General features: G+C 66.7%; 9 protein-coding genes. All 9 read right to left on the bottom strand.

Features of this window, described 5'->3' with window-relative positions; all coding sequences use genetic code 11:
* Window positions 1–32: 32 nt before the first annotated feature.
* Window positions 33–2,129 carry a primosomal protein N' gene (locus ABF648_RS02410; protein WP_415630699.1) on the bottom strand — a complete coding sequence of 699 codons (2,097 nt, stop codon included), beginning with the start codon at window positions 2,127–2,129 and terminating at the stop codon, window positions 33–35.
* Window positions 2,130–2,301: 172 nt separating this feature from the next.
* Entirely contained in the window at window positions 2,302–3,492 is a 1,191-nt protein-coding gene (gene metK, locus ABF648_RS02405; protein WP_415630698.1) for a methionine adenosyltransferase, read from the bottom strand.
* 80 nt (window positions 3,493–3,572) lie between these two features.
* Window positions 3,573–3,914, bottom strand: a complete 342-nt coding sequence (rpoZ, locus tag ABF648_RS02400) for a DNA-directed RNA polymerase subunit omega (protein ID WP_415630697.1) — start codon at window positions 3,912–3,914, stop codon at window positions 3,573–3,575.
* A 161-nt stretch (window positions 3,915–4,075) separates the two neighbouring features.
* Window positions 4,076–4,732, bottom strand: a complete 657-nt coding sequence (gmk, locus tag ABF648_RS02395) for a guanylate kinase (RefSeq protein ID WP_415630696.1) — start codon at window positions 4,730–4,732, stop codon at window positions 4,076–4,078.
* Between the two features lie 4 nt (window positions 4,733–4,736).
* Window positions 4,737–5,048, bottom strand: coding sequence for an integration host factor, actinobacterial type (mihF, locus tag ABF648_RS02390; protein WP_415630695.1), 312 nt, complete (start codon window positions 5,046–5,048; stop codon window positions 4,737–4,739).
* A gap of 219 nt (window positions 5,049–5,267) precedes the next feature.
* Window positions 5,268–6,095 (bottom strand): orotidine-5'-phosphate decarboxylase, encoded by an 828-nt coding sequence (gene pyrF / locus ABF648_RS02385; protein WP_415630694.1) that lies wholly within the window; start codon window positions 6,093–6,095, stop codon window positions 5,268–5,270.
* Window positions 6,092–7,195 (bottom strand): quinone-dependent dihydroorotate dehydrogenase, encoded by a 1,104-nt coding sequence (locus tag ABF648_RS02380; RefSeq protein WP_415630693.1) that lies wholly within the window; start codon window positions 7,193–7,195, stop codon window positions 6,092–6,094. The genes pyrF and ABF648_RS02380 overlap by 4 nt, the downstream gene beginning before the upstream one ends.
* 43 nt (window positions 7,196–7,238) lie before the next feature.
* On the bottom strand, window positions 7,239–10,583 hold the full coding sequence (gene carB / locus ABF648_RS02375) for a carbamoyl-phosphate synthase large subunit (protein WP_415630692.1): 3,345 nt from the start codon (window positions 10,581–10,583) through the stop codon (window positions 7,239–7,241).
* On the bottom strand, window positions 10,583–11,767 hold the full coding sequence (carA, locus tag ABF648_RS02370; RefSeq protein ID WP_415630691.1) for a glutamine-hydrolyzing carbamoyl-phosphate synthase small subunit: 1,185 nt from the start codon (window positions 11,765–11,767) through the stop codon (window positions 10,583–10,585). The genes carB and carA overlap by 1 nt, the downstream gene beginning before the upstream one ends.
* Window positions 11,768–11,884 lie beyond the last annotated feature (117 nt).

Genomic DNA, 11,884 nt, shown 5'->3' with positions numbered 1-11,884 from the left:
ATATGCGCCCACAGCCTACCGGGCTGCGGGGTTCAGGACAGGTTGACAGGATCGATCTGCAGGCGCACACTTCCCGGTTTCTTGTGCGCGGTGCGCACCGCGAGGGCATGCTTGCCCGCCTCGGCCAGCGCGCTGCCCCGTGAACGCGGTGCCCGGACCATGACGCGCCAGAGCTCGTCCTGCCCTGGTTCGGTGGCCGGTATGGGGGTAAACCCGAGTTCTTGTGCGTCCGGCGGCCATTGTGCGGCCGATTCGAAGGACTCCAGCGCGCCCCGAGTGCCGTCGGCCACGAGCATGGTCACGGCAGGCGGGAAACCCGCCTCGGCGCGATCCTGGAGTTCCCTTTCCGCGAAGCCTGCCGGATCCATTCGCACCAGGGCCTGCACGGCGCGGTCCTGCGAGGGACCCACCATGCAGATGGTGCCGCCCTCTTCGCCGGAGCGCACCAGTGCCACGGCCGCCAGCCAGCGGCGCAACGATTCCTCGGCAGCGCGCAGGTCGGAACGCCCGAGCATGATCGCTGCATCGAGCAGCACCGCGGCAGCGTACCCCTGTTCGGGCCTGGGCTCTGCCCCGGGAGTGGCCACCACCAGCGCGGGAGACGTGCCGACCTCTTGCACCACCCTGTCACCGGACGAGTCAATCAGCCGCACGCCGGGAATGGCGCGGGCCAGTTCCTCTGCGGTGCGCCGCGAGCCGACCATCGGTGCCCGCAGTTCGTGGCTTCCGCACACCGGGCAGACCCAGTCGGTGATGGTGCGCCCGCACCACCGGCAGGACAAGCGGCGATGGCCATCGGCGAGCCGATCTGCCCTCACCGAGCCGTGACAGTGCGGGCAGCGCACCGGGGTGCGGCAGGACTGGCAGCTGAGCGCCACCAGATATCCCGAACGCGGCACCTGCACGAGCACCGGCCCGGCCGCCAGGCCTGTGCGCATGGTCTCGAAGGCCACCGACGGCAGCCGGGTGGCACGCGCCAGGGGATCCCGGCGGAGGGCCTCGTCGGAGTCGGCAGCAACACGCACCGGTGCGCAGCGGTGTCTGGTGAGCGAGGGGGGCGAGTCGATCTGTGCCAGCCAGCCGCGTTCCACCCAGCTCTGCACCTCTGCTGTGCGGCCGTAAGAACCGATCAGCAGCCCGCAGGGCAGTTGGGAGGCGCGAATTGCTGCGACATCGCGGGCATGCGAATAGGGCGCGCGAGGTTCGCTGAGCAGATCGTCGCCGTCGTCCCAGACACAGATGAGCCCCAGGTCGTGCACCGGGGCGAAGACCGCGCCCCGGGTGCCGACCAGCACGCGGGCTTCACCCCGTGCGGCTGCCAGATAGTTCCGGTAGCGAGCAGCCGGGCCGAGTTCGAAGTGCAGCTCCGCGATGCAGCCCAGACCGAGTACTTCACCGAGCACATCGCGCACCCTGCGTGCTTCGGTGACATCGGGCACAACGACCAGCACTCCTCGCCCCGAGCCCAGGCAGGCTTGCGCAGCCTGGAACATACCGCGGGTCCAGTCGTCGGCGCCGGCCTGGTCGCGCCGCCAGCGTGGCGGCACCGCCCAGTGCGCGCGCACGGATTCACCGGCGGCGATCATCTGGAGGAATCGCTCGCCGCCTGCATCGTCATACAGGCCCCCACCAGGCATGTCACCGAGCTTCGGCGCCGGCCAGGGGCGTTGCTCGGCAGCCTCGGTGGCGCCATGGCGGGGAGGCACGGCCAGCCGCAGCACATCGGCGAAGGTGCCTGCGTAGTGGTCTGCGACTGCCCGCAGCAGCCGCACCTGTCCGGGGAGCAGCACGGGCTCGGGCGACACCAGGGTGGTGAGCGGCGAGAGATTCTCGACCTCGGAGTGATCCGGAAGTTCGACCACGAAACCTGCAGCCATCCGCCCGGCGAACCGTACCCGCACCCTGCATCCGACGGCAATCTCAGCTGTCATCCGCGGCGGGACCGAATAGTCGAAGAAACGGTCCAGATGCGGCAGGTAGACATCGAGCGCCACCCGGGCGATGGCGGGGGCATCGCCCGGTGGAGCGGGCTTCGGCGCGACAGCGGGAGTCACCAGGGCGTCCTGCCCTGCGACGTCCCCGGCCGCCCGTTTCCCAGCCGCCCCATGCGGCCCCGCTGTCTCCACCATGCCTGCAAGCCTAGAAGTGCCCACCGACATTTTTGAGGTGCGATGAGGAGCTGCCCGAAGCCGGAGCGCCAGCGTGAACACACGGAGGCAACTTCTCTATGCCCTTCGGCTCGGTCCATCCGCACCCGGACCATCACTGGGCGCCGTGGTTCGAACCGAACCGGCAGCAGGATCAGCCGCGAACAGCCTTCGCGAGCGCCTCGGCCCTGTCGGTGCGCTCCCAGGTGGCCTCCGGCAGCTCCCGGCCGAAATGACCGTAGTTGGTGAACCGCTGGTAGATCGGGCGCAGCAGGTCGAGCTGGGCGATGATCGGCCTGGGACGAAGGTCGAAGACCGAATCCACAGCTGCCACCAGTTGCTCGTCGGGCACCTGCCCGGTTCCGAAGGAATCCACGAACAGGCTGGTGGGGCGAGCCCGGCCGATGGCATAGCTCACCTGCACCTCGCAGCGATCGGCGAGCCCGGCTGCCACGATGTTCTTGGCCACCCAGCGCGCAGCATAGCTGGCCGACCGGTCCACCTTGGAGGGATCCTTGCCGCTGAAGGCACCGCCACCATGACGGGCCATGCCGCCATAGGTGTCCACGATGATCTTGCGGCCGGTGAGCCCGGCGTCGCCCTGCGGGCCGCCGATGACGAACTTGCCGGAGGGATTCACCAGCACAGACACGTCCGAGGAGTCGATGTCGTACTCCCCCAGTACCGGGTCGATCACCTCGCGGCGCACCGCGGGGGCGAGCGTGGTCTCCAGATCCACACCGGGCGCATGCTGGGTGGAAATCACCAGATTGAGCACCTTCACCGGCACATGGTCTTCATACTCGATGGTGACCTGCGTCTTGCCATCAGGAGCCAGGATGTCGAGCATCCCGTCGCGCCTCACCTGGGCCAGACGCTGCGAAAGACGGTGCGAGAGATGCACCGGCAGTGGCATCAGCTCGGGGGTTTCTGTGCAGGCATAGCCGAACATCAGCCCCTGGTCACCGGCGCCCTGACGGTCCGCCTCGTCCACGGCGAGAGCATGGCGCTCCTCCCAGGAGTGCTGCACCCCCTGGGCGATGTCCGGGGACTGGTTGTTCAGGGCCACCATGACACCGCAGGTTGCGCCGTCCAGACCCTTGTCGAAGGAGTCGTAGCCGATCTCAAGCATCCGGGCCCGGGCCACGTCGGCGATGTCCACATAGGACTCGGTGGTGGCCTCGCCGGCGACCACGGCGACGCCATTGCTCACCAGCACCTCGATGGCGGTGTGCGAGTTCGGGTCCTGGCGCAGCATTTCGTCGAGGATTGAATCCGCGACGGCATCCGCGACCTTGTCCGGATGACCTTCGGTGACCGATTCGGACGTGAAGAGTCTGCTCATTCCCAGTCTTTCTTCCCGACCACGGGTCGGGGCTCAGCGGTCGGCTGTCCGACCAGGGCAACCTCGGGTGGCGGCGCCGGTCAGGCGGGGTCGATATCACCCAGGGATGTCTCGAGATCGAACTCGGGATCCTTGGCAGCCTCGGCGCGAGCCTGGGCCTCTGCCTCGGGATCGACTTCGGTGTACTCGAGAACCCCGGCCTGGATCTCCCGCATCGCGATGGACAGCGGCTTCTCCTGCACATTGGTCTCGACCAGCGGCCCGACATTCTCCAGCAGGCCCTCGCCGAGCTGGGAGTAGTAGGCGTTGATCTGGCGAGCGCGCTTCGCGGCGAAAAGCACCAGCCGGTACTTCGAATCGACGTGCTCAAGCAGGTCGTCGACGGGAGGATTGATGATGCCTTCGGTAGGAACGCTGGTCACGTAACTGCACCCTTTACTCGTTGTTGCCCTTGATACCTCGCTGACGCGAGGAGTTGCTCTGTCCCGCCAAGACGGATTTTGCCGAACCCACTCGCACCGGTTTCGGGCCGGTCGAGATGACGGAAATCATGGAAAGGAGTCCACAGCACAATGCCGTGGACTCACACTCCCATCAACTGTACCAGCCGCCGGGCCGTGCCCTCGACTTCGTCGTTGACGACCACATGGTCGAATTCCGCCTCAGCCGCCAGTTCTTCTCGTGCGGTGCGCAGCCTGCGTTCCTGCTGAGCTGGGGTTTCGGTGCCACGACCGCGCAGCCGCCGGACGAGTTCTTCCCAGCTCGGCGGGGCCAGGAAGATCTGGCAGGCGCGGGGACAGCTCTTGCGCACCTGACGCGCACCCTGGAGATCGATCTCCAGAATCACAGTGCGGTGCCGGGCGACTGCCTCTTCGACTGGGCCGCGCGGCGTGCCGTAGCGTGCGCTGCCGTGCACGGTGGCCCACTCGAGCAGACCCCCGCTGGCCAGCAGCTGGTCGAACCGCTCATCGTCGACGAATCTGTAGGACACCCCGTCCACTTCGCCGGGGCGCGGTGATCGAGTCGTCGCCGAGACGGATACAAAGACTTCAGGGTGAAGCTGGTGAATCCGGGTGACCACTGTGCCCTTGCCGACAGCAGTAGGTCCTGAGATGACGAACACCCGCCCTCCGGCGCCCGCCGCCCGCCCCTGTGCAGCTGAGGTGGTGTCGTCGCTGCGCGCAGTTTCAGTGGCACAAGCAGTTTCGCTGACAGAGGGAGCCGGTGCGGTGTCGCTCATCTATCTACTGGAACTCCGTCTTGAGACCCGCGATCTGGTGGCGGCCTAGTCCGCGCACTCGTCGGTTGGGGGCGATGTCGAGGCGTTCCATGATATCGGCTGCCCTCTTCTCACCCACTCTGGGGAGCGCCTTGAGGAGGTCCACCACCTTCACATGGGCCAACACTTCGTCCTCGGCTGCGATGTCGAGGGCTTCGCTCAGGCTCAGCTCACCACTGCGCACCTTTTCCTTGAATTCCGCCCGTGCCCTGCGCGCCTGGGTGGCAGCGTCACGAGCGGACCGGAGCTGTTCTGGTGACAACGTCGGGATGGCCACTGTCGTACTCCAATCATGTCGACCGGACGCCAAGTTGTCCGGCGATGTTCTTAAGGTACAACGCCCTCACTACCCATTTCATGCGCCGTGCCAAGCCCGTCGAAAATGTGGACGGCATCACACGGAAGACCTGGAGGGGCGCACCTCCAGCTCGGCCCAGCACCCGATCTGCGCAGTCGCGAATCGGTAGCACAGCGCCCAGCGGGTGCAGCACCCACATCAGTGCAGCACGAGGGAGGCCGCAGCCCGCTGCAGGCCGGAGGGGTTCGGGCCGGCCGAGAGCACACCGCGGGAGGCAGATGGCAGCACGTGGGCCACCGCATCACCGAAGATTCCGGCCAGACCGTCGATGGTGCCGCCCTGCGCGCCGATGCCGGGCGCCAGTACCCAACCCTGGAAGCCGGTCAGGTCGGCTCCCGCCGAATCGTGCGTGGCACCGATGACCAGACCCGTATCACCCAGGCCGTGCGCACTGTTCTCCGCGTTGGCGGCATCCACCATCTGCTGGGCCACGGTACGGCCCTGGGACTCAGCGAATTGGACGCCTTCACCGTCGGGATTGCTGGTGCGACACAGCACGAACAGGCCGCGGCCCGTGTCGTGGGCCAGGTCGAGCGCCGGGCGCAGCGCCTCGAAACCGAGATAGGGGCTCACGGTGAGGGCATCGGCCGCCAACTCGGCATCGTCGGACAGATAGGCGCGCGCATAGGCGGTCATCGTGGAGCCGATATCGCCGCGTTTGGCATCGAGGATGGAGAGAGCCCCGGCCTCGCGCACATCGTGCAGCACCCGGGTGAGCACCGTCAGCCCTCGGGTGCCGAAGACCTCGAAGAAGGCGCTCTGCGGCTTGAAGACCGCCACCTGGGTGCCCAGAGCCTCCACGGTGGTACGGCAGAACCGCTCCACACCGTCGGGATCGTAGTCGAGGCCCCAGCCGCGCACCAGCTTCTCGTGCGGATCGATGCCGACGCACAGCCGGCCGCGGGCAGCGGTGATCGCTTCGATCCTGGCTCCGAAACCCTCGACGCCCATGCTCCGGGCACTCATGCGATGATCTTCCCAGCGCCAGGGTGACACAGCTTGTTGATGCCGAGCACCAGGGCGGGGCCCTCGAAGATGAAGCCGGTGTAGACCTGCACCAGCGCCGCGCCGGCGTCGAACATGGCCTGCGCATCGCCGGGGCTCATGATGCCGCCGACCGCCATCAGGGGTAGATCGGTGTTGCTCGCGATCCAGCTCACCCTGTCGAGGGCCATCGCGGTGAGCGGGCTGCCCGACAGGCCGCCTGCCTGGCCGGACAGCCGCTCATCGTGGGGATCCAGGCCACCGCGTTCGATGGTCGTGTTGGTCGCGATGATGCCGGCAATACCGGTGTCCTCGCACACGCTGAGCAATTCGTGGAGCTCGCCGCGGGACAGGTCGGGCGCCAGCTTGACGAAGATGGGCAGCGGATTGTCAGGGTTCAGCTCCCGGGCCCTGCCGGTCATCGCCGAGGTGAGCTGTTCGAGTTCCTGCTGGCTCTGCAGGCTGCGCAGCCCAGGAGTGTTGGGGCTGGACACATTGATGGCCACGTAGTCGGCGTACGGCGCCAGTGTTTCAAGGCTGAACAGATAGTCCCCGACCGCCCCGTCGAGAGGGACGCGTTTGGTCTTGCCGATCGAGATGCCGACGGGACAGCCGAGCGCATTGTTGCCGCGTGCCACCCCCGCGCCGGTCAGCCGTGCGGCCAGCGCCTCGGCGCCGTTGTTGTTGAATCCCATCCGGTTGATGATCGCCCCGGAACGGATCAGCCGGAACACCCTCGGGCGGGGATTGCCCGGCTGGGCGTGTGCGGTGACGGTGCCCAGTTCGGCGAAGCCGAAGCCGAGTGGAGCCCAGGCAGCCGCAGCGACACCGTCCTTGTCCAGCCCGGCGGCCACGCCCACTCGGCCCGGGAACTGGATGCCGGCCACCTCGACCGGGTTCTTGTCCCGATCGAGCATCCATTGCGCCACGGCCATCAAGGTCTCGGGCATGTGACCGAGAATCCCGATCATCTGCCCGTGGATCTTCTCCGGATCACCGCCACGCATGGTGAACAGCACGGGACGAACACACCCGCAGTACCCGGCGCGCAGCGCGCGCACGTAGATCTCGTCCAGGTTCACTGCCCCATCCCTCTCATCGTTCGGTCCCTCATTGCTTGGCACCTCATCTGCTGGCGTCCTGGGTGACCTCGAAATGCTTGGTCATGTCCAGGCCCCAATCCTGCAGGGACTTCACCTGCACGTCGCCCCGGCGCACTGCCTGGATGCCCTGCACTGCCGATTCCAGACCCTGCACGGTGGTGATGGAGGGCACGCCATGCAGGATCGCCGCAGTGCGGATCTCGTAACCGTCGACGCGGGGGCTGCCCCCGCGGGTCTCCCCGGAGGGCGTGTTGAAGATGAGATTGACCTTGTCGGACTCGATGAGATCCACGATGGTGGGCTCGCCGTCGGGCCCGGTACCCTCGGTGAACTTGCGCACCGCCGTGACCTCCATGTCGTGCATCCGCAGCATGCTGGCAGTGCCCTGGGTCGCGAGGATCTTGAATCCCATGTCGGACAATTCCCTCAGCGGCAGGATGATGTGTCGCTTGTCACGATTCGCCGCCGAGACGAAGATCGTGCCCTTGGTGGGCAGTGCCCCGTACACAGCAGCCTGTGCCTTGGCGAAGGCGACTCCGAAGGAGCCGTCGATGCCCATCACCTCGCCGGTGGAACGCATCTCGGGCCCCAGCAGGGTGTCGACGCTGTTGCCGGACGAGGTGAGGAAACGGTTGAAGGGCATCACAGCCTCCTTCACCGCCACCGGCATGCCGCCCCAGCGGGCCGCACCGTCCTGGCATGTGCGCAGCATCCCTGAATCGCGCAGCTGGCCGATGGTGGAGCCGAGCATGATGAGCGCGGCCGCCTTGGCGAGCTGGGTGTTGGTGGCCTTGGACACGAAGGGCACGGTGCGAGAGGCCCGCGGATTGGCCTCGAGAACATAGAGGGTGTCGGCGGCCAGCGCGTACTGGATGTTGATCAGGCCGCGCACCCCGACACCGGCAGCGATCGCATCGGTGCTCTTGCGGATCCGGTCGATCACCTCGTCGCCGAGGGTGGCCGGCGGCAGTGAGCAGGCTGAGTCGCCGGAGTGGATACCGGCCTCCTCGATGTGCTCCATGATGCCGCCGAGATACAGCTCGTGGCCGTCGTAGAGGGCGTCCACGTCAATCTCGATGGCGTCGTCGAGGAAGCGGTCCACGAGCACCGGTGATTCGGGGCCGATCAGGGTGGAGTTCTCGATGTAGGAGCTCAGTGCCGGTTCGTCGTAGACGATCTCCATGCCGCGTCCGCCGAGTACATAGCTGGGACGCACCAGCACCGGGTAACCGATCCCGACCGCTACCTGAGAGGCCTCCTCGAAGGAGGACGCCATACCGTACTTGGGGGCCGGCAATGAGGCGTCGTCGAGCACCCGCTCGAAGGCCTCGCGGTCCTCGGCGAGGAAGATCGCCTCGGGGGATGTACCGACGATCGGAACACCGGCGTCCTTGAGCTGCTGCGACAACCGCAGCGGGGTCTGCCCGCCCAGCTGGACGATGACCCCGGCGACAGGCCCGGCCTGGGTCTCGGCGTGGTAGACCTCCAGCACGTCCTCCAGGGTGAGCGGCTCGAAGTAGAGCCGATCGGAGGTGTCGTAGTCGGTGGAGACCGTCTCGGGATTGCAGTTGACCATCACCGAGGCGTAGCCGTTGGCCGACAGCGCCTGGGCGGCATGCACGCACGAATAGTCGAACTCGATGCCCTGGCCGATCCGGTTGGGGCCCGAACCGAGAATGAGCACGGCAGGCTTGTCACGGGGCTCCACCTCGGTCTCTTCGTCGTAACTGGAATAGTGGTAGGGCGTACGAGCGGCGAACTCGGCGGCGCAGGTGTCGACGGTCTTGTAGACCGGCCGCACTCCCAGCTCCCAGCGGCGTGCGCGCACCTGCTCGGCGTCGATCCCCCGCAGAGCGGCGATCTGACGGTCCGAGATGCCGTTCTGCTTGGCCTCGCGCAATACCTCGGCGTCGAGTTCGCCGGCGGCGCGCACCTGCTCGCCGATCTCGTGGATCTGGACGAGCTGGTCGAGGAACCAGGGGTCGATGGCGGTCAGCTCGAACAGCTTCTCGAAGCTCACACCGCGCTGCAGGGCCCACTCGATTTCGAAGATTCGGCCATCATGGGGCCGGGCGATGTCGGCGAGCAGGGCGTCCAGGTCGTCGCCGAAAGGATTCTCGCCGAGCCAGAAATTGCTGCCCTGCTCGGTTGAGCGCAGGGCCTTGCCCAGGGCCTCGGTGAAGTTGCGGCCGATCGCCATGGCCTCGCCGACCGACTTCATGTGGGTGGTCAGCGTCGCGTCAGCGGAGGGGAATTTCTCGAAGGCGAAGCGGGGAACCTTCACCACGACATAGTCGAGAGTGGGCTCGAAGCTGGCGGGGGTCTGCTGGGTGATGTCGTTGGGGATCTCATCGAGGGTGTATCCGACGGCCACCTTCGCGGCGATCTTGGCGATCGGGAAACCGGTGGCCTTCGACGCCAGCGCCGAGGAACGCGAGACGCGCGGATTCATCTCGATGACGATCATCCGCCCGGTGGCGGGGTTGATGGCGAACTGGATGTTGCAGCCGCCGGTGTCGACACCGACCGCCCGGATGATGGCGATGCCCACATCGCGCATCCACTGGTACTCGCGGTCAGTGAGCGTCATGGCCGGGGCGACGGTGATGGAGTCGCCGGTGTGCACGCCCACCGGGTCGAAGTTCTCGATGGAGCAGACGATGACGACATTGTCGACCTTGTCGCGCATCACCTCCAGCTCGTACTCCTTCCAGCCGAGGATCGATTCCTCGGCGAGCACCTCGGTGACCGGGGAGGCGTCCAGACCGATGTGGGCCATCTTGATGAGTTCGTCACGGTCGCGCGCGATGCCGGAACCCACACCGCCCATGGTGTAGCTGGGACGCAGCACCAGCGGATAGTTCAGCTCCTCGGCAGCCGACAGGATCTCCTCGACGGTGTGGCAGATCCTCGACCTGGCCACTTCGGGGGTGCCGCCGGGGAAGGCGCCGAGGCCCTCGACGATCTCCTTGAACTGCTCGCGGTTCTCGCCGCGCTGGATGGCGTCGACATCGGCGCCGATCAGTTCCACGTTGTAGCGGGCCAGTGCACCGGAGTCGTAGAGGGCGATCGCGGTGTTCAGCGCGGTCTGGCCACCCAGCGTGGGCAGCAAGGCGTCCGGGCGTTCCTTGGCGATGACCTTCTCGACGTATTCCGGGGTGATCGGCTCCACATAGGTGGCGTCGGCGAACTGCGGATCGGTCATGATCGTGGCCGGGTTGGAGTTCACCAGGATCACCCGGTAGCCCTCCTCGCGGAGCACGCGGCAGGCCTGGGTGCCGGAATAGTCGAATTCGGCTGCCTGGCCGATGACGATCGGTCCGGAGCCGATGACCAGGATCGATGAGATGTCCGTGCGCTTGGGCATCAGGCCTGCTCCCTCGCGGTGTCGTGGTCGTTCGTGCTGGTGCCCGCCCCGGGATCCCCGCGGTGCGCTGCCATCATCTGCGCGAAGCTGTCGAACAGATAGCTGGCATCGTGCGGGCCTGCCGCAGCCTCTGGATGGTATTGCACCGAGAAGCCGGCCAGCGTGCCATCCCGGGTGAGCCGCAGGCCCTCGACCACATTGTCGTTGAGGGAGATGTGGGACACCTCGACCGTGCCGTATTCGGTGCTGATCGGTTCTCCGGCGGAGGCGTCCACGGCGAATCCGTGATTCTGCGCGGTGATCGCGACCTTGCCTGTTGTCCGGTCCAGCACCGGCTGGTTGATGCCGCGGTGGCCGTATTTCAGCTTGTAGGTGCCCAGTCCCAAGGCCTGGCCGAAGACCTGGTTGCCCAGGCAGATGCCGAAGACCGGCAGCTTCTCGGCAAGAGCCTTGCGGGTGAGGTCGACCGCCGTGGTGACGGTCGCGGGATCACCGGGGCCGTTGGAGAAGAACAGCCCGTCGGCGCCAGTGGCCTGCACATCAGCCCAGGAGGCGTCGGCGGGCAGCACGTGCACCTCCATGCCGCGCTCAGCCATCCGGTGCGGGGTCATGGATTTGATGCCGAGGTCGATGGCGGCCACCGTGAAGAGCTTCTCGCCGATCGCGGGCACCACCACGGCGTGGTCGGTGGTGACATGGCCGACCAGATTCGCGCCGGTCATCGTGGGAGTGGCCAGCACCTTGGCGAGCAGTTTCTCGGGGTCGTCGTCCAGCGAGCTGATGCCCACCCTCATCACGCCGAGTTCGCGCAGGTGACGGGTCAGCTCGCGGGTGTCGATGTGGGAGATACCGACGATGTGCTGGGCTTCGAGCTCATCGTCGAGGGAGCGCCGGGAGCGCCAGTTGGAGGCGATCCGGGAGGGATCGCGGACCACATAGCCGGACACCCAGATGCGTGAGGACTCGTCGTCCTCGTCGTTCCAACCGGTGTTGCCGATGTGCGGGGCGGTGGCGATGACCACCTGGCCGTAGTAGCTCGGATCGGTGAGGGTCTCCTGGTAGCCGGTCATACCGGTGGCGAAGACCGCCTCGCCGAAAGTCTCCCCCACGGCCCCGAAGGCCCGGCCACGAAATGTCCGGCCGTCCTCAAGAATCAGAATCGCGCTCTTTTCGTTCGCGCTCATGACCATCCTTCCCCGCCGCACGGGCGGGCTCTCACGTGTGCAGACCGAGACCGGAAGCCTCCGGCGAGCTTATCAGCCGTCCGGCGCCGCAGCAGATCCGAAAATGACGTACTGGTG

The sequence above is a fragment of the Propionibacterium sp. genome (assembly GCF_047719395.1).
Classification (GTDB): Bacteria; Actinomycetota; Actinomycetes; order Propionibacteriales; family Propionibacteriaceae; genus Propionibacterium.
The sequence above is the reverse complement of the archived record's forward strand: the minus strand, read 5'-3'. Positions and strand labels throughout refer to the sequence as shown.

Coding starts and splice junctions, on each gene's coding strand:
- ABF648_RS02410 (WP_415630699.1), bottom strand. CDS start 2,129: ATGGTGGAGACAGCGGGGCCGCATGGGGCGGCTGGGAAACGGGCGGCC.
- metK (WP_415630698.1), bottom strand. CDS start 3,492: ATGAGCAGACTCTTCACGTCCGAATCGGTCACCGAAGGTCATCCGGAC.
- gmk (WP_415630696.1), bottom strand. CDS start 4,732: ATGAGCGACACCGCACCGGCTCCCTCTGTCAGCGAAACTGCTTGTGCC.
- pyrF (WP_415630694.1), bottom strand. CDS start 6,095: ATGAGTGCCCGGAGCATGGGCGTCGAGGGTTTCGGAGCCAGGATCGAA.
- carB (WP_415630692.1), bottom strand. CDS start 10,583: ATGCCCAAGCGCACGGACATCTCATCGATCCTGGTCATCGGCTCCGGA.
- carA (WP_415630691.1), bottom strand. CDS start 11,767: ATGAGCGCGAACGAAAAGAGCGCGATTCTGATTCTTGAGGACGGCCGG.